A 22,032-nucleotide genomic window follows, 5' to 3' on the forward strand; every position below is an offset into this window, starting at 1 on the left:
TTCGCCGATCAGTCTTCGTCGTCTGTCGGCACCACATCCGGAGATACGTCGCCAGCCCCGCCGAGCAGTTCATCCTCGCTCGGCTCAGTGCTGAGTACAGGCATTTCCTTCTCGAGGGCGTCGTCATCGAGCAACGCTTCGATGTCTTCCAGCACGTCTTCCTCGGATGGCTCCTGCACGCGCTCCAGACCAACCAGATGCTCGCCCTTGCTCAGTTTGATGAGGGTGACGCCCTGAGTATTGCGCCCCAGCGATGACACCTCGTCGACGCGGGTCCGGACCAGCGTGCCCTGATCGGAGATCAGCATGATCTCCTCGCCCTCGAGCACCTGCACGGCACCGATCAATGGACCGTTACGCTCGTTGGTGACCATGGCGATGACGCCCTGACCACCGCGACCGCGGCGTGGAAACTCTTCCATCGCGGTGCGCTTGCCGTAGCCACGCAAAGATGCGGTAAGGATCTGAGCACCCGATTCCGGAATCAGCATGGAGATGATGCGCTGCCCTTCGGGCAGACGCATACCGCGTACACCGCGGGCATTGCGGCCCATGATGCGAACCTTGCTTTCCTTGAAACGGATGACCTTGCCGCCGTCGGAGAACATCATCACTTCCTGGGCACCATCGGTGACGGCCGCAGCGATGAGGGTGTCGCCTTCTTCCAGCTTGAGCGCGATCAGGCCGGACGTACGCGGACGGCTGAACTGCACCAGAGGTGTCTTCTTGACCGTGCCATTGGCGGTAGCCATGAAAATGTAGGAGCCGGTCGGCTCGTCTTTCTCGTCGCTGTCGGCGTCATCGCTTTCGACGTCGTCCGCATCATCATGCTCGATGACCAGGCCTTCTGCTTCGTCCAGGTCGTCCTCACCTTCGGCGGCCTGCTTGCGCAGCGCTTCCAGATCGACCTGAAGCATGGCGGTGATGCGCTCGCCCTCATCGAGCGGTAGCAGGTTGACCAGCGGGCGGCCACGCGAAGTGCGAGATGCTTCGGGAATCTCGTAGGTCTTCAGCCAGTACACTTTGCCCTTGCTGGAGAACAGCAGCAGCGTGGTGTGACTGTTGGCAACCAGCAGATGCTCGACGTAATCCTCTTCCTTCACACCAGTCGCAGCCTTGCCGCGACCACCACGGCGCTGCGCCTGGTAGGCGGCCAGCGGTTGCGACTTGGCATAACCACCATGAGAGATGGTGACGACGCGCTCTTCTTCAGTGATCAGGTCCGCCAGCGTCAGGTCCAGACGCGACTCGAGAATCTCGGTGCGCCGTGCATCGCCGAAATCGCGCTTCACGCCTTCCAGTTCTTCGCGGATGACTTCCATCAGGCGAACCGGATTGGTCAGGATGCGGATCAGCTCGCCGATCTGGGTGAGGATTTCCTGGTATTCGCTGAGCAGCTTCTCGTGCTCGAGGCCGGTCAGGCGGTGCAGACGCAGATCAAGAATCGCCTGCGCCTGTTCCGGCGACAGAAAGTACTTGCCGTCACGCAGGCCAAACTGCGGATCGAGGCCTTCCGGGCGACAGGCATCAGCCCCTGCGCGCTCGACCATGGCTTCAACGGCGCTCGATTCCCAGGCAGTGGAAATCAGCGCATCCTTGGCCTCGGCTGGAGTTGGCGAAGCCTTGATCACCGCAATGACCGGATCGATGTTGGACAGCGCGACCGCCTGCCCTTCAAGAATGTGCCCACGCTCGCGCGCCTTGCGCAGTTCGTAGACGGTACGGCGGGTAACGACTTCGCGGCGGTGGCGAACGAAGGCTTCCAGCAGCTCTTTCAGGTTCAGCGTACGTGGCTGGCCATCGATGAGCGCAACCACGTTGATACCGAAGACGCTCTGCAGCTGGGTCTGGGCGTATAGGTTGTTGAGGATCACCTCCGGCACTTCGCCGCGGCGCAGCTCGATGACCACGCGCATGCCGTCCTTGTCGGACTCGTCACGCAGCTCGGTGATGCCTTCGATCTTCTTCTCTTTCACCAGCTCGGCGATCTTCTCGATCAGCCGTGCCTTGTTCAGCTGGTAAGGCAGCTCGGTGATGACGATCTGCTGGCGGCCGCCGACCTTGTCGATATCTTCGATATCGGCGCGAGCACGGATATAAATGCGGCCACGGCCGGTGCGGTAGGCCTCGATGATGCCAGCACGGCCATTGATGATACCGGCAGTGGGGAAATCGGGGCCCGGGATGAACTGCATGAGTTCGTCGATAGTGATATCGGCGTTGTCGATCAGCGCCAGGCAACCATCAATCACTTCGCCTAGGTTATGCGGCGGGATGTTGGTCGCCATGCCTACCGCAATACCGCTGGAGCCGTTCACCAGCAGATTGGGAACCTTGGTCGGCATGACCGCCGGGATCTGCTCGGTGCCATCGTAGTTGGGCACCCAGTCGACGGTTTCCTTTTCCAGGTCGGCCAGCAGCTCATGGGCCAGCTTGGCCATGCGCACTTCGGTGTAACGCATCGCCGCAGCGCTATCGCCGTCAACCGAACCGAAATTACCTTGGCCGTCGACCAGCATGTAGCGCAGCGAAAATGGCTGCGCCATACGCACGATGGTGTCGTATACCGCCGAATCGCCGTGCGGGTGGTATTTACCGATCACGTCACCGACCACACGGGCGGATTTCTTGTACGGCTTGTTCCAGTCATTGCCGAGTTCGCTCATGGCGAACAGTACGCGGCGGTGTACCGGTTTCAGGCCATCGCGCGCGTCCGGCAGCGCACGGCCAATGATCACGCTCATCGCGTAATCAAGGTAGGACTGCTTGAGCTCGTCTTCGATATTGACCGGGAGGATTTCTTTGGCCAGTTCGCCCATGGAAGCCTGGTTCCTTATAGTCAGCAGGGTCCTGTAATAAGCGCGGGATGGTAACACAGACGACTGCTATAAACTGAGCCTTGCACGGAGCAAAACCGGCTTGCACAGCACACCCGAGCGCGACCGATCGTTGCTCAGTGCAGCCGCTTGCGGCTCATCAGTTCGGTCATCTTCGCGGCACTCGGCCGCTCGACCACGCCTTTCTCGGTGACAATGGCATCGATGAGATCGGCCGGCGTCACGTCGAACACCGGATTGAATGCCTCAACGTCAGCCGCGAAGCGCCGACCGTCGACCTCAAGCAGCTCGCTGCCGGCGCGTTCCTCGATTTGGATCTCCTCGCCGCTCTCCAGCGCCATGTCGATGGTCGAACTTGCCGCCACCACCATGAAACGCACGCCGTGGTGCATCGCCAGGACCGCAAGCTGGTAGGTACCGATCTTGTTCGCCACATCGCCATTGGCGGTGATGCGATCCGCACCGACGATCACCCAGGAGATGCCTCTGGATTTCATCAGATGAGCAGCCGCCGAGTCCGCATTCACCATGGCCGGAACGCCATCACCGAGCAGTTCCCAGGCCGTCAGCCGGGAGCCCTGCAACCAAGGCCGGGTCTCATCGACGTATACCCGCTCCACCAGACCCTCGAGATGCGCCGCCCGGATGACCCCGAGCGCCGTACCGAAACCGCCGGTCGCCAGGGCGCCGGTATTGCAATGGGTGAGCAGGTTCTGCGGATTGCCCTGATGGCGGCGGATGAGGTCGACGCCAAACTGCGCCATCGCCAGATTTGCCTCGCGATCGCTGTCATGGATGGAGATGGCCTGGGCTTCCAGCGCTGCATACGGGTCTTCACCCGGCTTGAGGCGATCCAGTCGTTCGCGCATCTGGTTCAGAGCCCAGAACAGATTGACTGCGGTGGGACGGGAATCGGCCAGCACCTTGAAGTCTTCCTCCAGGGCCTGCCTCCAATCACCGCCGTCGGCGATACGGGCACGCACGGCAAGGACCAGGCCATAGGCTGCGCTGATTCCGATTGCCGGCGCACCGCGCACGACCATATCCCGAATCGCCGCAGCGACCGACGCCGCAGAATCATGGCTGCACCAAATCTCTTCGACAGGAAGCTTGCGCTGATCGAGCAGGTTCAGGCGCCCGTCCAGCCATTCGATCGACTTAACCTTTTCCGCAGCCAACAAACGCTCGCGCATGGCATTTCCCTCGTTCAGCTTCGTCGACACAGGACCATCATGCGCCCCGAACAGCAAAGAAAAAGCCCGGATCGCGGGCGAACCGGGCTTTCCAATCTCGATATGGCCGGGAAGCAGCAAACATGAGCACTGCGGCCTCTTATCCCGGGCGCGAATGCTAATCGACGGTTTTTCCGAGCACAAGCAGTGATCAGGGCTTGGCGACGCCTAATGGCCGAGCAGCTTTCAGACTGGCCTCGCCTTCCACGGAGAGAGCATGCGCTCGAACAGATGAAGTGTCGCGCTCACTCATCGCGTCGTGCTTGACCAACTCGCGGCAGGCCAAATACTGTATTTATATACAGTTATTTTGGATGCCTCTTCATGACCGCAGTGGTCGCCCTCGATAGCCTGCTGGATACACGTCGCGTCTGGCGTGGTCAGGCCATAACGTCTCGCACGGCCGTCCAGCCGACCGGAAATGCCACACTGGATGAGTTCCTGCCCGGCGGCGGCTGGCCGGAGTCGGCCATCAGCGAGCTCCTCGTCGCGGCCACGGGCATTGGCGAGCTGAATCTGCTGTGGCCGACCCTTGCACGACTGACCACCGCCGGCGAGCGGGTGGTGCTGATAACGCCCCCTCATCGACCTTACCCCCAGGCCTGGCTGGCCGCGGGTGTAGACCTGCAGTGGCTGACCATCATCCAGGCAAAGGGCCGCGATGCGCTGTGGGCTGCAGAACAATGCCTACGTTCCGGCAGTTGTGCCGCCGTGCTGTGCTGGCCGCAACAAGCTGATGACCGTGCCTTAAGGCGCTTGCAGATTGCTGCTGAATCCGGCCAAACCCTGGGCTTCGTCTATCGGTCACTGCGTGAAGCAAATAACCCATCACCGGCGGCACTACGCTTGACCATCGAGGCCCAGCCGGCGCAGCTACGTGTCATCAAGTGCCGCGGCGGCCTGGCTCCAGGACAGGCGCTCCCGGTCAGCGCCTGGCAACAGGCGTGACGATGCTTTGGGCCTGCATTCTGCTGCCGCAACTGGCCATGGACGGCGTTTTGCGCCACCGCGACGATGCCGCCGCGCCGCTGGCCCTGCTCGCCGGCCCGCCACAGCGCCGCGTGCTGCAGGCCGTCAACGCAGCCGCCCGCAAGCTCGGCCTCAAGCCAGGGCAATCGCTGATCGCAGCCCAGGCATTGACCCACGACTTCGCCACCGCCGATTACGACCAGCTGATGATCGAACGCTGGCAGCGGTTTCTGGCGGCCTGGGGTTACGGCTACAGCGCCCAGGTCAGCCTGCACTACCCGCGCTGCCTGCTGTTGGAGGTGCATTCCAGCCTCGGCCTGTTCGGCCCCTGGCCACGATTCGAGACGCGTCTACGCAAGGAGCTCACGGCTCTGGGCTTCCGCCACCGCATCACCCTGGCGCCCAACCCGGCGGCCGCGCGCATCCTCGCCAATGCCCATGACGGGCTGGCCGTGACCGATACAGCCACGCTGCATCAGGCGCTCGGGGTACTGCCGATCGAGCGCCTCGGCCTGCCCCGAGAAGTCAGCACATCGCTGGTACGCATGGGCCTGCGCCATCTTCATCAACTGCTCGCCCTGCCGCGCGACAGCCTGGCCAGACGCTTTCCGGAAGAAGTGCTGGCCCAGCTCGACACCCTGCTCGGGCATCGGCCGCTGCCTCTGGAGTTCTACCGTCCACCGGATGTCTTCGACACCCGCATCGAACTGAATTTCGAGGTCGAGTCCCATCAGGCTCTGCTGTTTCCATTGCGCAGACTGACCGCCGACCTGGCCGCCTTTCTCGCCGGGCGGGACAGCGGCGTCCAGCGTTTCAGCCTGTACCTGGAACATCGCACCCTGCCCGACAGCGAGGTAGCGGTCGGCCTACTCAGTACCGAACGCGAGCCCGCCATGCTGTTCGAACTGACCCGTGGCCGCCTCGAGCACCTGCAACTGCCGGCCCCCGTCCTGGCCGTGCGTCTGCTGGCTTGTGATCTGCCAGCCTTCACGCCGGCCCATCAGGCCTTGTTCGACGAGCGCCCGCAGCAGAATGTGCCCTGGGAGCAACTGCGCGAACGCCTCCGCGCCCGACTGGGCGACGATGCCGTGGTCTCGCTGAGCGCACGAGCGGACCACCGTCCCGAATATGCCTGGCGGGAAAGCAGCCTCGCCCGCACCGAACCATTGCCTCACGTGGGGTTGCGCCCCGGCTGGCTGCTGAGTACCCCGCAACCCTTGCGCGAAGAGGGTCTGCTCACCCTGACCGGCCCCGAGCGCATCGAGTCCGGCTGGTGGGATGGTGCCGACGCGCGACGCGACTACTACCGGGTGCAAACCGCTACCGGCCAACAGGGTTGGGCGTTTCGCGCCCTCGCCGGAGGCCCCCTGCTGCTGCACGGCTGGTTCGCATGAACGCCGAATATGCCGAGCTGCACTGTCTGTCCAACTTCAGCTTCCAGCGGGGTGCATCCAGCGCGAGCGAACTCTTCGAACGCGCCAAACGCCAGGGCTATGACGCTCTGGCGATCACCGATGAATGCAGTCTGGCCGGTATCGTGCGCGCCTGGCAGGCCTCGAAGGACACCGGCCTGCCGCTGATCATCGGCAGCGAGGTGCAGATCGAGGGCGGGCCCAAGCTGGTCTTGCTGGTGGAAAACCTGACCGGCTACCAGGCACTCTGCCAATTGATAACCCGTGCCCGCCGACGAGCCGAGAAAGGCCGTTACCAGGCGCTGCGCGAAGACCTGAGCGAGTGGCCACTAGAGGGTCTGCTGGCAATCTGGCTGCCCGCCCACACCGGCGCCGATGCCGAAGGCCAGTGGCTGCGCGAGCGTTTTCCCGAGCGGCTGTGGCTCGGCATCGAACTGCATCGGGGGCCGGACGACGCGCTGCAGCTGCGGCAAAGCCTGGCGCAGGCCTCACGCCTGGGCATACCCGCGGTGGCCTGCGGCGATGTGCACATGCATGCCCGCGGTCGTCGGGCATTGCAGGACTGCATGACCGCCATCCGCCACCATCTGCCAGTGGCCGAAGCAGGATGTCACCTATTTGCCAATGGCGAACGCCACCTCAGATCGATCGTCGAATTGGCCCAGCTCTATCCAGCCGAGCTGCTCGCTGAAACCCTTCGCATCAGTCAGCGCTGCCATTTCCAGCTCGACCAGTTGAAGTATCAATATCCCCACGAGCTGGTCCCGCCCGGACATGACACCACCTCATGGTTGCGCAAGCTGGTCGAGGATGGCGCAAGCTGGCGCTGGCCGGACGGCATCACGAAAAAGGCCCGCGCGCAGCTCGAACATGAGCTCGAGCTGATCGCCGACCTGCATTACGAAAGCTATTTCCTGACCGTGCACGACATAGTCCGCTTCGCCCGCGAACGGGGCATTCTCTGTCAGGGTCGAGGCTCAGCGGCTAACTCAAGCGTCTGTTTCGTGCTGGGTATCACCGAGCTCGACCCGGTGCGCAGCAAACTGTTGTTCGAGCGCTTCCTATCCCGCGAACGCAACGAGCCACCCGATATCGACGTGGACTTCGAGCACGACCGGCGTGAGGAAGTCATCCAGTACGTCTTTCAGCGCTATGGGCGCAATCGCGCCGCCCTCACCGCCGTCGCCAGCAGCTACCGCGCAACCGGCGCCCTGCGGGATGTCGCCAAGGCGCTGGGGCTGCCGCCGGACCAGATCAACGCCCTGGCCAGCTGCTGCGGGCGCTGGAGTGAACACATACCCGACGATTCTCGGCTGTGCGAGGCCGGCTTCGACCCGGACAATCCGGTTCTGCGCCGGGTTCTGGTGCTGACCGATGCGCTTATCGGATTTCCTCGCCACCTTTCCCAGCACCCTGGCGGCTTCGTGATCTCCGAGCAGCCACTCGATACCCTGGTGCCGATCGAGAATGCCAGCATGGCCGACCGCACGGTGATTCAATGGGACAAGGACGATCTCGACGCAGTCGGTTTGCTCAAGGTCGACGTGCTGGCCCTGGGCATGCTCAGCGCGATACGACGTTGTTTCGACCTGATCGAGCATTATCGCGGTACGCGCTGGACCATCGCCACGCTGCCCGCGGAGGACAAACCCACCTACGACATGATCAGCCAGGCCGATACCATCGGCGTCTTCCAGATCGAGTCGCGGGCGCAGATGGCCATGCTGCCGCGCCTGTGCCCGAAGACCTTCTACGACCTGGTCATCCAGGTCGCCATCGTTCGCCCCGGACCGATCCAGGGCGACATGGTGCATCCCTATCTGCGTCGACGTAACCACGAAGAAAAGGTGGATTACCCGTCCGAAGAACTGAAACCGGTGTTCGAGCGCACCCTTGGCGTGCCTCTTTTTCAGGAACAGGTGATGGAACTGGCGATCGTGGCGGCCGAGTACACACCAGACGAGGCCGACAAGCTGCGCCGTGCCATGGCCGCCTGGAAACGCCACGGCAACCTTGAGCCCCACCGCGTGCGGCTGACCGAGCGAATGCTTGCCAAAGGCTACCAGCCCGACTTCATCGCGCGGATCTTCGAACAGATCAAAGGGTTCGGCAGCTACGGCTTTCCCGAATCGCACGCTGCGAGTTTTGCGCTGCTCACCTATGCCAGCTGCTGGCTGAAGCGCCACGAACCGGCTGCGTTTGCCTGCGCCCTGATCAACAGCTGGCCAATGGGCTTCTACAATCCGGATCAGATACTGCAGGATGCTCGCCGCCACGGGCTGGAAATACGCCCGGTGGACGTTCGGCACAGCGGCTGGGATTGCAGTCTCGAACCAAGCCGCCAGGCACAACCGGCCATCCGCCTGGGGCTACGTATGGTGCGCGGCTTTCGGGAAGCCGATGCCCAGCGCATCGAAGCCTCACGCCAATGCCAGCCATTCACGGACATCCATGACCTATGCCGTCGTGCCGAGCTCGAACCGCGCGCACGCGAGCAGCTCGCCGATGCCGGGGCCCTGCGCGGTCTGGCCGGTCATCGGCATCGTGCGCGCTGGGCCGTTGCAGGGATCGAACCACAGTTACCCCTGTTTGACGGCCTGCCCGCTATGGAGGAAACGCCCATCTACCTGCCGCTGCCTTCGGTGAGTGAAGACCTTTTCAACGATTACGCGACCCTCGGCACTACGCTGGGGCCGCATCCGCTGAGCCTGCTGCGAAATGAGCTCAAGGCCAGGCGCTGCCAGAACTCACGGGAACTGGCCACGATCGAACATGGGCGCCTAGTCAGCGTCGCCGGCCTGGTTATCGGCCGACAGCGCCCGCAGACCGCCAGCGGTGTCATCTTCGTCACTCTGGAAGACGAGTTCGGCATGGTCAACGTAGTGGTATGGCGCGATTTGGCCGAGCGCCAAAGGCGGCCGTTGATCCAGTCCCAATTGCTTCGCATCGACGGCCACCTAGAATCCGCCAGCGGCGTTCGCCACGTCATCGCCGGCCGCCTGAGCGACCTCACCCCCCTGCTCACCGGGCTCGATGTGCGCAGCCGCGATTTTCAGTGATCCGTACACGAGAGCGTTTTCGCAGATATTGGAAAGAACACTCGAGCATATCGGGTGCCTCTCTCTCGCCAATCCAGAGGACGTCACGACAGAACCAGATCGAGCCTAGCGAGGAAGACCTGGCCGTGCTGAATGGTATGGGATGTCTCGCTGACCGAATAAACAACTGACTGGAGAGGCGCGAGAAAGCGAAGAATCAAGGGTGCTTTCAAGCCAGATGGGTTGATGCCGATACGACTGAAAAAACTTTCACATTTTCAGATGCTTAATGTATAGTCCTATTCGCTTTCAGCAATGCTGATGGTGACAGTCGGGGCGTAGCGCAGCCTGGTAGCGCACTTGCATGGGGTGCAAGGGGTCGAGTGTTCGAATCACTCCGTCCCGACCAATACACAAAAATCCAATCACCGCGAGGTGATTGGATTTTTTTATGGCCGCTCCGGACTGAACAGCATGAAGGCTCTGTTTCGCCCCCACCTCCTCAGAATCGTCACAGCCGGATTCCTGAGCCCATCCAGATCGACTACTTTCTCAGCACCTGAAGAACCTCTTCCAACTCCGAGATCATCTGCCGAATGAGCTGCTTGTACTGAGTGGTGTCGTCGCGCGCTTCGTCGCCGGACATGCGCTGCCTGGCGCCACCGATGGTGAAGCCTTGATCGTACAGCAGCGCACGAATCTGACGAATCATCAGGACATCCTGCCGCTGGTAGTAGCGCCGGTTGCCGCGCCGCTTAACCGGATTGAGCTGAGGGAACTCCTGCTCCCAGTAACGCAGCACGTGAGGCTTGACCGCACAAAGCTCGCTCACCTCACCAATGGTGAAATAGCGCTTGCCGGGGATCGACGGAAGCTCGTCGTTATGACTTGGTTCCAGCATAGGCCTCGACTCTCGCTTTGAGTTTCTGCCCTGGACGGAACGTCACCACGCGACGCGCCGTGATAGGTATCTCCTCACCTGTTTTCGGATTGCGACCCGGCCGCTGACGCTTGTCGCGCAGGTCAAAGTTGCCGAACCCGGACAACTTGACCTGCTCGTTATGCTCGAGCGCCTGACGGATCTCCTCGAAAAACAGCTCCACCAACTCCTTGGCCTCGCGCTTATTCAAGCCCAGCTCTTCATATAGACGTTCCGCCATTTCAGCTTTCGTCAGAGCCCCCATACGCTATTTCCTTAACGTGGCGTTGAACCTTTCTTCCAGGGAGGTGAGGATTTTCTGCATCGCACCGTTCACCTCATCGTCGTTTAGAGTGCGCGATGGGTGCTGCCAGGTCAAGCCGACTGCCATACTTTTGCTAAGGGGATCAATACCTTTCCCCTGATAGACATCAAATAGCTTGAGGTCTGTCAGATTCTCGCCCGCAGCATCACGAATGCAACTCAGGATATCTTCGGCCGCGATCTCTCGCCCGACCAGCACAGCAAGGTCACGCCGGACTTCCGGGAATCGCGACAGCTCCGCGAAGGAAGGCATCCGCCCCTCGGCAATCTCGCTAAGCTTCAACTCGAACATGTAGACCGGCTGATCGATACCCAGGGTGCTTGCCAGCTCAGGATGGAGACTCCCAACGAATCCGACCAGTCGGCTGTCGCGCTCGATACGCGCGGTCTGCCCCGGGTGCAGTGCCGGATGTTCTCCCGCAACGAAACGATAGACGCCAGCATTTCCGGCAAAAGCAAGCAGCGCTTCGACATCTGCCTTGATGTCGTAAAAGTCCACCGCCTCGCGCGAGTTCGTCCAACCCTCTGGCTGACGGCTCCCGGTTAACACGCCAGCCAGCATGCTTTCCTGCTCAAGCTCTTTTAACTGACCAACAAAGCGCAACCCCGCCTCGAACAGGCGCACGCGTGGTTGCTGCCGGTTGAGGTTGTACTGCAGCGCCTTGACCAGCCCCGGCCAAAGCGATGCGCGCATGGCCGCCATATCAGCGGAGATCGGGTTGGCAAGCTGCAACGGCTTCATGTCAGGACTGAACAGCTCGAACAGCTTGGGATCGATGAAGCTGTAAGTGATCGCCTCCTGATATCCGCGGGCGACCAGTAAACGCCGAAGCAAAGGAAGCTCGGCACGAGCCTCGGGCTTTGCCTCAGGTGCAAGCCGGGCCTGCGGATAACGCACGGGCAAGCGGTCATAACCATACAGCCGACCCAGCTCTTCGATCAGATCGACCTCAAGACTGATATCGAAGCGGTGACTCGGAACACCGACTTGCCAGCGACCTTTAGCCTCTTCGATAACCACCAAGCCCAAGGATGTCAGCAGGCGCACCACTTCGGCGCCATCCATTTCCAGCCCCAGCATCTGGTTGATGCGCTCAGCGCGCAAAGTTACTGGAGCGACTTTCGGCAAGTCGTCTTCGCTGACCACCTCAATGATCGGCCCCGCCTCGCCGCCAACGATATCCAGTAACAGACTCGTTGCACGCTCCATTGCCTGACGGGCGAGCTGCGAGTCGACGCCCCGCTCGTAGCGATGGGACGCATCGGTGTGCAAACCGTAGGAACGAGCTTTGCCGGCCAACGCAATGGTGTCGAAAAAGGCACTTTCGAGGAAGATATTCTGGGTAGCGGTGCTTACGCCGCTGTGGTCTCCACCCATGACACCCGCGATGGCAAGAGCGCGCTGATGGTCTGCAATAACGAGCGTATCCGCACGCAGAGTGATCTCCTGACCGTCGAGCAATACGAGTTTTTCGCCCTCTTCAGCCATTCGAACCCGAATACCGCCTTTGATCTCGGCAAGATCGAAGGCATGCAGGGGCTGACCCAGTTCGAGCATTACGTAGTTGGTTACATCGACGATGGCATCAATGCTCCGGATATCGGAGCGGCGCAGACGCTCAACCATCCAAAGCGGCGTCGGGCGCGACAGATCAACATTACGGACAACACGCCCGAGATAACGCGGGCATGCCTTGGGAGCCAGGACCTCGACTGGACGTGTGTCGTCATGATGCAAAGGCGCCACGGCGAATTGCACCGGACTGACCAGTGAGCCATAAATCGCACCAACTTCACGAGCCAAGCCAGCGATGGAGAGGCAGTCACCACGGTTTGGGGTCAAACCGATTTCGATACTTGCATCGTCAAGACCGAGATACTCACGAAAATCAGTACCGACCGGCGCATCGCCGGCCAGCTCCATCAGTCCGCTATCGTCACTCCCCACCTGCAGCTCGGTTTCCGAGCAAAGCATGCCATTGGATTCGATACCGCGGAGCTTGGCCTTCTTGATCTTGAAGTCGCCCGGCAATTGAGCACCGATCATTGCAAACGGAATCTTCAGGCCAGGCCGCACGTTCGGGGCTCCGCAGACGACCTGAAAGGTTTCACTTCCATTGCTGACCTGACAGACCCGAAGCTTGTCGGCATCAGGATGCTGCACGGTCTCAAGGACCTCACCAACAACCACACCGCTGAAGCTGCCAGCAACGGGGGCAACAGCATCCACCTCAAGCCCGACCATGGACAGCCGAGCGACCAGCTCCTCGCGGGAGACCTGCGGATTTACCCAGCTCCGCAGCCATTGTTCACTGAATTTCATCCTGTTCTCCTAATAGTTCGTTGACGGGCGGCGGTACTAGCGAAATTGCGCAAGAAACCGCAGATCGTTATCGAAGAACAGGCGCAAGTCATTGACACCGTAACGCAGCATAGCGAGACGCTCGACACCCATACCGAAGGCGAACCCGGAATAACGCTCCGGATCGATTCCAGACATCCTCAATACATTCGGATGCACCATGCCGCAGCCCATTACCTCAAGCCAGCCGGTCTGCTTGCACACTCGGCAACCCTTGCCGCTACACATCACGCACTGCATGTCGACTTCTGCAGAGGGCTCGGTGAACGGAAAGAAGGAAGGCCGGAAGCGAACACCTAGCGGCTTCTCAAAGAACACCCGCAGGAACTCCTCAATAGTGCCTTTCAGATCGGCAAAGCTAACGCCCTCGTCGATCAGCAGCCCTTCGACCTGATGGAACATGGGGGAGTGAGTGATATCGGAATCGCAACGATAGACGCGGCCAGGGCAGACGATACGAATGGGAGGTTGACGTGATTCCATGGTGCGCACCTGAACCGGCGAGGTATGCGTGCGCAGCAACATGTTGGCATTGAAGTAGAAGGTATCGTGCATCGCCCTCGCCGGGTGATGCCCCGGAATATTCAGCGCCTCGAAGTTGTGGTAATCATCTTCGACTTCGGGACCCTCTGCCACGCTGTAACCAATGTGGCTGAAGAACTGCTCAACGCGCTCCAAGGTACGAGTTACCGGGTGCAGTCCGCCGGACGCCTCGCCGCGTCCAGGCAGTGTCACGTCGATTCGCTCGGCTGCCAATTTAGCATCCAAGGCAGCCTTTTCCAGATCAGCCTTGCGAGCATTCAGCACATCCTGAACACTGCTCTTGGCCGCGTTGATCAGCGCACCGGCTTGCGGACGCTCCTCAGCAGAAAGCTTGCCCAGCGTTTGCATCAGCTGAGTGAGTTCGCCCTTCTTTCCCAAGTACTGAACGCGTACCTGCTCGAGAGCACCGATATCCTCGCTTTGTTGCACGGCCTCTAGCGCTTGGGAGACCAGTGCATCCAAATTTTCCATGTACACAACCTCCAGAGGTTCTTGCAGAACCGCGCCGGTCAAACGCCCTTATTGGTCGCCGCCATACGCATTTTTGCAAAAGCCCCTTCCAGATACGAAATAGGGGAAGAGCACAAGGCTCTTCCCCTATTGATGACGTTGCAACGAACCCGAGAGTCCGGATTGTCGGGGCTTAAGCCAGAGAAGCTTTGGCTTTCTCGACAATCGCAGCAAACGCCGCTTTTTCGTTCACTGCCAGATCGGCCAGAACCTTGCGATCGATCTCGATGGCCGCCTTTTTCAGACCGGCGATCAGACGACTGTAAGACAGACCGTTAACACGAGCACCAGCATTGATACGAGCGATCCACAGAGCGCGGAACTGACGCTTGCGCTGACGGCGGTCGCGGTAGGCGTACTGGCCAGCCTTGATTACCGCCTGCTTGGCGACGCGGAATACACGCGAACGCGCTCCGTAGTAGCCTTTGGCGAGTTTCAGAATTTTCTTGTGACGGCGACGGGCAACGACGCCACGCTTAACACGAGCCATGAGTTATTCCTCTGAGTCTTGACCGGATCAACGAACGCGCAGCATGCGCTCCACTTTTGCAACGTCGGACGGGTGCACTTGCGAGCAACCGCGCAGCTGACGCTTACGCTTGGTGGACATCTTGGTCAGGATGTGGCTCTTGAAAGCGTGCTTGTGCTTGAAGCCGTTAGCAGTCTTCTTGAAGCGCTTCGCAGCACCACTTTTAGTCTTCATCTTTGGCATGTTCGGTACTCCACATTGTGGGTGATTACAAATAACCGCAAGGCCTGCCAGTGCCCTGGGGGTTACTTTTTCTTCTTGGGAGCGATGACCATGATCAGCTGGCGTCCTTCCATCTTCGGATGCTGTTCGACCGAGCCATATTCAGCGAGATCGTTTTCGACCCGCTTCAACAGCTCCATCCCCAGCTCCTGATGGGCCATCTCACGGCCACGGAATCGCAAAGATACCTTGGCCCTGTCCCCGTCACTCAGGAAACGCACCAGGTTGCGTAGCTTGACCTGGTAGTCCCCTTCTTCCGTCCCTGGACGAAACTTTACTTCTTTAACCTGAATCTGCTTCTGGTTTTTCTTCGCCGCAGCAACCTGCTTTTTCTTCTCAAACAGATGCTTGCCGTAATCCATGATCCGACAGACCGGAGGATTTGCATCGGCGGAAATTTCAACCAGATCCAGCTTGGCTTCTTCAGCTACTTGCAGCGCTTCATCAATCGAGACGATGCCAATCTGCTCGCCGTCAGCACCAATCAAACGGACCTCACGAGCCGAGATATTCTCGTTGATCGGGGCCTTGGGTGCAGCTCGTTTATCCTGTCTCATTTCACGCTTAATAGTCATTACTCCAATTCTTGGCGACCACGCCGGGAAACCGCCTGTGTCAACATCTGCGCGAACTGCTCGAGGGGCATAGAGCCCAGATCGACGCCTTCACGGGTGCGCACAGCAACGGATCGTGTCTCAACCTCCCGATCCCCGATAACCAAGAGATAAGGAGTCTTGAGCAAAGTATGCTCGCGGATTTTAAAGCCGATCTTTTCGTTTCTCAAGTCGCACTTGGCACGAAACCCGCTTTGGACGAGCGTTTTTTCGACTTCAGCGGCAAAAGCGGCCTGCTTGTCGGTGATATTCATGATCACCGCCTGCGTCGGCGCAAGCCAGGCCGGGAAAGCGCCCTCGTAATGCTCGATCAGAATACCAATGAAACGCTCGAACGAACCGAGGATGGCTCGATGCAGCATGACCGGGTGCTGCCGATCATTATTCTCGCTGACATACTCTGCGCCCAGCCGCACCGGAAGATTGAAGTCCAGCTGCAGGGTACCGCACTGCCATACACGGCCCAGACAATCGCGCAATGAGAACTCGATCTTGGGGCCATAAAAAGCCCCCTCGCCCGGCTGCAGGTCGTACGGCAGCCCAGCACTTTCCAGCGCCGCCGCCAGCGCCGCTTCAGCCTTATCCCAGAGCTCATCGGAGCCGACACGCTTCTCGGGACGGGTCGACAGCTTCAGCTCGATATCCGAAAAACCGAAATCGGCATACACCGCTTGCGTCAGCTTGATGAACGCCGCCGACTCAGCCTGCATCTGCTCTTCGGTGCAGAAGATGTGCGCATCGTCCTGAGTAAAGCCTCGTACTCGCATGATGCCGTGCAGCGCACCAGACGGTTCATTACGGTGGCAAGCGCCAAATTCGGCTAGCCGCAGGGGCAGCTCGCGATAGCTCTTCAAGCCCTGATTGTAAACCTGCACATGGCAGGGGCAGTTCATCGGCTTGATCGCGTAATCACGACTTTCCGACTCAGTCGTGAACATGTTTTCGGCGTAGTTCGCCCAATGCCCGGATTTCTCCCAGAGCACGCGATCAACCACCTGCGGCGTCCTGATCTCCAGGTAACCGTTTTCGCGCTGAACCTGCCGCATGTACTGCTCTAGCACCTGATACAGCGTCCAACCATTGGGATGCCAGAACACCATCCCAGGCGCCTCTTCCTGGGTATGAAACAGATCCAGACGCTTGCCGATCTTGCGGTGGTCGCGCTTTTCAGCTTCCTCGATACGCTGGATATAAGCAGCCAGCTGCTTCTTGTCGGCCCAAGCCGTACCGTAGATGCGCTGGAGCTGCTCATTTTTCGCATCCCCACGCCAGTAGGCACCAGACAGCTTGGTGAGCTTGAAAGACTTCAGAAAGCGTGTATTCGGCACGTGCGGACCACGGCACATGTCGACGTACTCTTCGTGGTAATACAAGCCCATCGCCTGTTCGTCGGGCATATCTTCGACCAGACGAAGCTTGTAATCCTCGCCGCGCGAGGCAAATACATCTATCACCTCCGCTCGCGGCGTCACCTTCTTGATGACGTCGTAGTCGCGATCGATCAGCTCTTTCATACGCTGCTCGATGGCAGCAACGTCATCGGGAGTGAAAGGACGTTCGTAGGCGATATCGTAGTAGAAGCCCTCATCAATGACCGGCCCAATGACCATGCGGGCGGTCGGGTAGAGCTGCTTCACAGCATGCCCGATAAGGTGCGCACAGGAGTGGCGAATGATCTCCAGCCCTTCCTCATCCTTCGGCGTGATGATCTGCAGCGCTGCATCTTTTTCAATCAGATCACAAGCATCGACCAGCTTGCCGTCGACCTTGCCGGCAACGGTCGCCTTGGCGAGGCCAGCACCAATGGACTGAGCCACTTCGGCCACAGTAACCGGATGATCGAACGAACGCTGACTGCCATCGGGAAGAGTAATGGTGGGCATGGCGCCTCCTCTCCTAGTGGTGACCCGTACCAAAGGCCACATGGGTTGGGATGAGCCAGTAAAGCGATTCGGCGAGCACACCTGCCGCACAATGGCAGGAGCCTTAGGCTCACCCGACCGAACCGAAGTCACTGGAGGAAAACAAGACTGGCGATGCTTTCAGAAACCCTGACCTCTGACAAGCAAGCCAAAAAAAAGGGCCGCGTAAGCGACCCTTTTATTCGAATTGGTAGGCACAATTGGATTCGAACCAACGACCCCCACCATGTCAAGGTGGTGCTCTAACCAACTGAGCTATGTGCCTTCGATGGGGGCGCATTCTAAAGCCAAGAAAAAAAGAGTCAAGCGGTTTTTTCTTCTAACTCACTGATATCTGGAAATTTTGAAAATTCCTGCTTGCAATGTTGCGACGCTGGCGAGCTACAGGGTCAAGCGCTAGGATGCGTAAAAAATTCAGAACAGAGAATCCAAGATGCCGCACAACAATTATCCCGCTTCCTACTACGCAGCGACGGCCAACGCGACAGGTGTTCGACAAGAACTTCAGGAAAACAAGCAGGCCGACGTGTGCGTGATCGGCGCCGGATACACAGGCCTGTCGACGGCCCTGTTTCTTCTTGAAAAGGGTTTCAGCGTAATCATATTGGAAGCAGCCAGGGTCGGCTTCGGCGCCTCTGGGCGCAATGGCGGGCAGATCGTCAACAGCTACAGCCGAGACCTTGACAGCATCGAGCGCAGCGCGAGCGCCTCGGCAGCGAAGCTGATCGGGGATATGGCATTCGAAGGCGGACGAATTATCCGTGAACGTGTAGCACGCTATGGCATTCAGTGCGACCTGAAAGACGGCGGCGTATTTGCCGCCTTCAATCAGAAGCAGATGCACCACCTCGAAGCACAGAAGGCCTTGTGGGAAAGATATGGCTACCCGCACCTTGAGCTACTGGATAAACAAGGCATACAGCGAGTGGTCGCTAGCGAGAGCTATGCCGGAGGTATGCTCGACAAGCAAGGCGGCCATATCCACCCTCTCAATCTGGCACTCGGAGAAGCAGAAGCTGTTGAATCACTGGGAGGCAGCATCTTCGAGCAATCCCCCGCGCTTCGCATCGAATATGGCGACGCACCGCTGGTGCACACTCCAAAGGGGACCGTGCGCGCAAGATTCGTGGTGGTAGCAGGCAACGCCTATCTTGGCAATTTGATTCCCGAGCTCGCCGCTAAATCCATGCCTTGCGGCACACAAGTAGTCGCGACGGAGCCACTTAATGATGAACTCGCGAACAGCCTTCTGCCTCAGGACTACTGCGTAGAGGACTGCAATTATCTGCTTGATTACTACCGGCTCTCAGCGGATAAACGGCTCATCTACGGGGGCGGCGTAGTGTATGGCGCACGTGATCCCGCCGACATCGAATCGATCATACGGCCCAAGATGCTGAAGACCTTTCCGCAGCTGGAAAAAGTGAAGATCGACTTTGCCTGGACAGGCAATTTCCTGCTGACGCTTTCACGGCTGCCCCAGGTGGGACGACTGGGCAGCAACATCTACTACTCGCAGGGCTGTAGCGGCCATGGCATCACCTATACACATGTTGCTGGAAAGGTGATCGCCGAGGCCCTGAGCGGCCAGGCAGAGCGCTTTGATGCGCTCGCCAGCCTGCCTCACTACCCTTTCCCTGGAGGACAGCGTTTTCAGGTACCGCTCAGCGCTCTCGGAGCGATGTACTACAACCTGCGCGACAGGCTTGGCTTCTGACCGAAATCACTTGGACACGCATGGCGGGCTCGGCAAGCATTGCGCCGCTCGCTTGCCCTCCAGGGCCGGCAGCGGCGCCCTGAGCCGATCATCATCCGGATCCATTCGCACGGCACAGGCCTGTGCGTGGCGAGCACCCACGTCACAACCCTTCTCAGCCATTACCTGCGATAGATTGAACCAGCCAATGGCGAAGCCCGGGTCGAGACGAACACTGAGCCGTAACGATTCCTCAGCCGCAGCCTTTTCTCCAGCCGCATACTGAATGTTCGCCAAAGCAAACTGCATGAGCGCCGAGTTCCAGCGCTTCGCGCCGGCTTCGTACGCCACCCGAGCCGCGCGCAATTGCCCAACCTCTTCCAGATCGCTGGCACTGCGCAGCCAGACAGTTTCTTGCGCAGTTTGTGGTATCCGCTGTGGCTGCAAAGTAAGCACGGCCCAGCGCTCCGCCTTGCGCCACGAGCGCTCGAACTCGTGAAAACTCACCACCAAACGCTTGGTAGTACCAGACCTAAGCACAATTTTCTGACCTGCAAGGTCATAGCCCACCACCACGGCAAAATGCCACTGAGGCCAACGATCGAAAGCGAGGTTCTGTAGAACCAGAACCGGGTTGCCCGCCGCGACTTCGGCAAGAAGATCACTGAGACTAGGCTGCAGCGGATATACAAGAAGCCCAGCAGAACGGGCGGCAGCAACCATCTCCACCTGCAAGCTGCCTTTGCGCTTGGGAATGTAGACCTGCTCTACAAGCGCTTCCGGCGTTACTTCGATGTCACGCTGGACGAGCATGGTTGCCAATGCAGCGGGTCCGCATTGGTAGTCTTCCTGCGGGTAGAACGGAACGTCCACCAACTCGGCCCTTGTCGGGAGCTGAGCATGATCGACAAGCGTAACCGTCGTTCGCGCACAGCCCCCGAGCAGACCGATCAGGAGCAGTATGAGTAGCCGCTGGCTCAACGATTGATGCAGTTGACGAAGTTGAAAATATTAGTGGCACATAGCATGTCCGTGATGATGAAGATCACCAGGAACAGTACGATCACGCCGACAACGCCTGCCCCTGCGGGGGCCTGATCAAGTTGCTGATTGAACTGGGCCAGTTCCGCTGCCGTCAGGCCGTTGATGCGCTTTTCAACCTGATCACGTTCGACGCCCATCGCTTCCAGCTTCTTTTGCACATCCTGATCATCCAGCATCGTCAGCAACTGTTGCCGATCGACCTGCTGCTGATGTTCAGCAACAACCTCAGGCGTGCCGATCATCGCAGCTTGCGCCAGCGGAACTTGAGCTACCAGAAGCAAGTGCAGAGCAGCCAGCACCGTAGCGACACGCTTGAGTAGGGGGGAATTGAACATAGCGGAACTCCTTATTTTTCTTGCAGCCAGGGGATTGCAAAGCGCCATCAGCCATTAAGACGAGCCAACGCCGCTTCGGTTCCCATCCACAGCTGTTTTTTCCAACTGGCATGGAGGCCTATCGGCATGCCCGTATCTTTGATAGTAGTTGCGCTCCGACAAACCAGACGAAAAAGGAGACGCTGTGCAGCGCATCAAACGAGCCCTACCAATTGCCATAGCCTCGGCCGCATTTGTACTGACAGGCTGTCAAACGACTTCTACAGCACCGTCAAACAGCAGCCCGACTGAGTCAGTCGGACGGTGCAACGCCGATTCCGTGGCAAGCTTGACGGGCCAAACCGTCACGCCAGAAATACTTGAACGAGCAAGGGAGCAATCCGGGGCAATCACCGCGCGGGTCCTGCGGCCCGACGACATCGTCACGCTGGAATACAACTCGCAGAGACTGAATATCTATACCGACAAGGATATGACCATAGAGCGCATCGGCTGCGGCTAATACCGCATGCGCGATACCGCTCAGCAAGCATGGCCTGCTGAGCGGCATCTGCGTCGGTGCATGACGGGGCCGCGCTAGTGGGCAACAGCCTTGCGCATATGGAACTGAGATGCCGAAATCTGCTTGGGCGGGGTAAGCAAGAAGTACAGTTTGTAACGATTGATCACGACTTGCGCCAACAACGGAGCCGCCGTACCGATCAGCGTTCCGATAATCAGATGCGCTGTGATTGAATCAATACCGAGGAATTTGCTGAGTATTACCCGCACCCCGCTACCGGCCAGAATATGCATCAGGTAGATCGTCATCGACGAAGCGCCGATGAACAGAAACCAATCCACGCGAAACTGACCTAGCCACATCGACAACGCGATCATGAAAAAGATGGATATGGTTGCAAGCGCGAGTACCGCCATGCCGCCATCGGCATAGTTCAGACCGAAGGTCACATGAAACAGGTACTGCCCCAGGATGAACAGCGCACCAAAAAATAATGTCAGCTGGGTATAACGCGCAAGGAAGAACGCCTTGACCTCGTTGAACCAGACGCCCAATGCAAAGAAGACGGTATTGCCCAGGATAAAGCGGGTCATGTTGTTTACCGTCAGATCCTGCTGGAAGACATACAGCAAGCCAAACAGGACCACGAATGGCAAGAAATAGCGCCGATCTGCCCGCGCATAAAGAAACGCACAAACTACGAACACCAGAAACAGAGCGTACAGGAACCAGAACTGCGCTCGCGGCATCCAGAGCAGCGAGAACACCTCAACCAAGGTGACCTGACCGTTCGTGTAATTCGACAGGACGACTTCGAACAGACCTTGTAGTAAAGACCAGACAATAAAGGGATAGACGATTGTGTCGACCTTGTTGATGATCAACCCGCCCCGGCCCCGCTTCTGCAACGAATCGAAGAAGAATAAACCCGACAGGAAGAAGTACAGCGGAATGTGAAAGCTGTAGATGATGCTGTCGACCAGCACGAATCGCGCCTCATCCATCGGCAACCCGGCATTGAA

18 protein-coding genes and 2 tRNA genes are annotated in these 22,032 nt (G+C 59.2%); 6 read left to right on the top strand and 14 right to left on the bottom strand.

Annotated elements, in window-relative coordinates; genetic code table 11:
• Positions 1-8 precede the first annotated feature (8 nt).
• Both gyrA and mtnA read right to left on the bottom strand, forming a co-directional pair.
• Entirely contained in the window at positions 9-2,819 is a 2,811-nt protein-coding gene (gyrA, locus tag BM275_RS21050; RefSeq protein ID WP_014820647.1) for a DNA gyrase subunit A, read from the bottom strand.
• Between the two features lie 134 nt (positions 2,820-2,953).
• On the bottom strand, positions 2,954-4,030 hold the full coding sequence (gene mtnA / locus BM275_RS21055) for an S-methyl-5-thioribose-1-phosphate isomerase (RefSeq protein ID WP_090523386.1): 1,077 nt from the start codon (positions 4,028-4,030) through the stop codon (positions 2,954-2,956).
• A 363-nt stretch (positions 4,031-4,393) separates the two neighbouring features.
• On the opposite strand from mtnA, the gene imuA reads away from it, so the two are divergent.
• The 4 genes from imuA (at position 4,394) to BM275_RS21075 (ending at position 9,897) form a co-directional block, all read left to right on the top strand.
• Positions 4,394-5,017: a translesion DNA synthesis-associated protein ImuA gene (imuA, locus tag BM275_RS21060; RefSeq protein ID WP_090523390.1), complete on the top strand. Its 624-nt coding sequence runs from the start codon at positions 4,394-4,396 to the stop codon at positions 5,015-5,017.
• Between the two features lie 2 nt (positions 5,018-5,019).
• Complete coding sequence (locus BM275_RS21065) at positions 5,020-6,432, top strand: Y-family DNA polymerase (RefSeq protein WP_090523393.1); 1,413 nt, start codon at positions 5,020-5,022, stop codon at positions 6,430-6,432.
• Positions 6,429-9,509 carry an error-prone DNA polymerase gene (locus BM275_RS21070; RefSeq protein WP_090523395.1) on the top strand — a complete coding sequence of 1,027 codons (3,081 nt, stop codon included), beginning with the start codon at positions 6,429-6,431 and terminating at the stop codon, positions 9,507-9,509. Before BM275_RS21065 ends, BM275_RS21070 begins: the two co-directional genes overlap by 4 nt.
• A 311-nt stretch (positions 9,510-9,820) precedes the next feature.
• Positions 9,821-9,897, top strand: a tRNA-Pro gene (locus BM275_RS21075).
• Positions 9,898-10,032: 135 nt separating this feature from the next.
• On the opposite strand, the gene BM275_RS21080 is transcribed toward BM275_RS21075, so the two are convergent.
• The 9 genes from BM275_RS21080 to BM275_RS21120 form a co-directional block, all read right to left on the bottom strand.
• Entirely contained in the window at positions 10,033-10,389 is a 357-nt protein-coding gene (locus BM275_RS21080; protein WP_003298372.1) for a MerR family transcriptional regulator, read from the bottom strand.
• Positions 10,370-10,672, bottom strand: a complete 303-nt coding sequence (gene ihfA, locus BM275_RS21085) for an integration host factor subunit alpha (RefSeq protein ID WP_003282572.1) — start codon at positions 10,670-10,672, stop codon at positions 10,370-10,372. The genes BM275_RS21080 and ihfA overlap by 20 nt, the downstream gene beginning before the upstream one ends.
• 3 nt (positions 10,673-10,675) lie before the next feature.
• The gene (gene pheT, locus BM275_RS21090) at positions 10,676-13,054 is read right to left on the bottom strand and encodes a phenylalanine--tRNA ligase subunit beta (protein WP_090523398.1); all 2,379 of its coding nucleotides are present in this window, start codon (positions 13,052-13,054) and stop codon (positions 10,676-10,678) included.
• A 36-nt stretch (positions 13,055-13,090) separates the two neighbouring features.
• Positions 13,091-14,107, bottom strand: coding sequence for a phenylalanine--tRNA ligase subunit alpha (pheS, locus tag BM275_RS21095; RefSeq protein WP_046619577.1), 1,017 nt, complete (start codon positions 14,105-14,107; stop codon positions 13,091-13,093).
• A gap of 172 nt (positions 14,108-14,279) precedes the next feature.
• Positions 14,280-14,636: a 50S ribosomal protein L20 gene (gene rplT / locus BM275_RS21100; protein ID WP_003282569.1), complete on the bottom strand. Its 357-nt coding sequence runs from the start codon at positions 14,634-14,636 to the stop codon at positions 14,280-14,282.
• A 27-nt stretch (positions 14,637-14,663) separates the two neighbouring features.
• A complete protein-coding gene (gene rpmI / locus BM275_RS21105; protein ID WP_003289526.1) occupies positions 14,664-14,858 on the bottom strand; it encodes a 50S ribosomal protein L35 in 195 nt (64 codons plus the stop codon).
• Between the two features lie 62 nt (positions 14,859-14,920).
• Positions 14,921-15,472, bottom strand: a complete 552-nt coding sequence (gene infC / locus BM275_RS21110) for a translation initiation factor IF-3 (protein WP_172602761.1) — start codon at positions 15,470-15,472, stop codon at positions 14,921-14,923.
• On the bottom strand, positions 15,472-17,394 hold the full coding sequence (thrS, locus tag BM275_RS21115; RefSeq protein WP_090523401.1) for a threonine--tRNA ligase: 1,923 nt from the start codon (positions 17,392-17,394) through the stop codon (positions 15,472-15,474). The genes infC and thrS overlap by 1 nt, the downstream gene beginning before the upstream one ends.
• Positions 17,395-17,621: 227 nt before the next feature.
• Positions 17,622-17,698, bottom strand: a tRNA-Val gene (locus tag BM275_RS21120).
• 168 nt (positions 17,699-17,866) lie between these two features.
• Here BM275_RS21120 and BM275_RS21125 point away from each other — a divergent pair.
• On the top strand, positions 17,867-19,150 hold the full coding sequence (locus BM275_RS21125) for an NAD(P)/FAD-dependent oxidoreductase (RefSeq protein WP_090523404.1): 1,284 nt from the start codon (positions 17,867-17,869) through the stop codon (positions 19,148-19,150).
• A 6-nt stretch (positions 19,151-19,156) separates the two neighbouring features.
• On the opposite strand, the gene BM275_RS21130 is transcribed toward BM275_RS21125, so the two are convergent.
• Positions 19,157-20,110, bottom strand: a complete 954-nt coding sequence (locus BM275_RS21130; protein WP_090523407.1) for a PA2778 family cysteine peptidase — start codon at positions 20,108-20,110, stop codon at positions 19,157-19,159.
• Complete coding sequence (locus BM275_RS21135) at positions 20,107-20,508, bottom strand: PA2779 family protein (RefSeq protein ID WP_003298355.1); 402 nt, start codon at positions 20,506-20,508, stop codon at positions 20,107-20,109. The genes BM275_RS21130 and BM275_RS21135 overlap by 4 nt, the downstream gene beginning before the upstream one ends.
• A gap of 184 nt (positions 20,509-20,692) precedes the next feature.
• On the opposite strand from BM275_RS21135, the gene BM275_RS22355 reads away from it, so the two are divergent.
• Complete coding sequence (locus BM275_RS22355; RefSeq protein WP_179486276.1) at positions 20,693-21,010, top strand: I78 family peptidase inhibitor; 318 nt, start codon at positions 20,693-20,695, stop codon at positions 21,008-21,010.
• 74 nt (positions 21,011-21,084) lie between these two features.
• On the opposite strand, the gene BM275_RS21145 is transcribed toward BM275_RS22355, so the two are convergent.
• The coding region (locus tag BM275_RS21145) for an acyltransferase family protein (RefSeq protein ID WP_090523413.1) at positions 21,085-22,032 on the bottom strand (948 nt) is incomplete at its 5' end.

Source organism: Stutzerimonas kunmingensis (assembly GCF_900114065.1).
GTDB classification, from domain to species: domain Bacteria; phylum Pseudomonadota; class Gammaproteobacteria; order Pseudomonadales; family Pseudomonadaceae; genus Stutzerimonas; species Stutzerimonas kunmingensis.

What these genes read in the sequence shown, in the direction of transcription:
- pheS (WP_046619577.1), bottom strand. Translation starts at nt 14,107, where the DNA reads ATGGAAAATTTGGATGCACTGGTCTCCCAAGCGCTAGAGGCCGTGCAA.
- imuA (WP_090523390.1), top strand. Translation starts at nt 4,394, where the DNA reads ATGACCGCAGTGGTCGCCCTCGATAGCCTGCTGGATACACGTCGCGTC.
- pheT (WP_090523398.1), bottom strand. Translation starts at nt 13,054, where the DNA reads ATGAAATTCAGTGAACAATGGCTGCGGAGCTGGGTAAATCCGCAGGTC.
- infC (WP_172602761.1), bottom strand. Translation starts at nt 15,472, where the DNA reads ATGACTATTAAGCGTGAAATGAGACAGGATAAACGAGCTGCACCCAAG.
- BM275_RS21135 (WP_003298355.1), bottom strand. Translation starts at nt 20,508, where the DNA reads ATGTTCAATTCCCCCCTACTCAAGCGTGTCGCTACGGTGCTGGCTGCT.
- BM275_RS21070 (WP_090523395.1), top strand. Translation starts at nt 6,429, where the DNA reads ATGAACGCCGAATATGCCGAGCTGCACTGTCTGTCCAACTTCAGCTTC.
- gyrA (WP_014820647.1), bottom strand. Translation starts at nt 2,819, where the DNA reads ATGGGCGAACTGGCCAAAGAAATCCTCCCGGTCAATATCGAAGACGAG.
- BM275_RS21080 (WP_003298372.1), bottom strand. Translation starts at nt 10,389, where the DNA reads ATGCTGGAACCAAGTCATAACGACGAGCTTCCGTCGATCCCCGGCAAG.
- thrS (WP_090523401.1), bottom strand. Translation starts at nt 17,394, where the DNA reads ATGCCCACCATTACTCTTCCCGATGGCAGTCAGCGTTCGTTCGATCAT.
- BM275_RS21065 (WP_090523393.1), top strand. Translation starts at nt 5,020, where the DNA reads ATGCTTTGGGCCTGCATTCTGCTGCCGCAACTGGCCATGGACGGCGTT.
- mtnA (WP_090523386.1), bottom strand. Translation starts at nt 4,030, where the DNA reads ATGCGCGAGCGTTTGTTGGCTGCGGAAAAGGTTAAGTCGATCGAATGG.
- rpmI (WP_003289526.1), bottom strand. Translation starts at nt 14,858, where the DNA reads ATGCCAAAGATGAAGACTAAAAGTGGTGCTGCGAAGCGCTTCAAGAAG.
- BM275_RS21125 (WP_090523404.1), top strand. Translation starts at nt 17,867, where the DNA reads ATGCCGCACAACAATTATCCCGCTTCCTACTACGCAGCGACGGCCAAC.
- ihfA (WP_003282572.1), bottom strand. Translation starts at nt 10,672, where the DNA reads ATGGGGGCTCTGACGAAAGCTGAAATGGCGGAACGTCTATATGAAGAG.
- rplT (WP_003282569.1), bottom strand. Translation starts at nt 14,636, where the DNA reads ATGGCTCGTGTTAAGCGTGGCGTCGTTGCCCGTCGCCGTCACAAGAAA.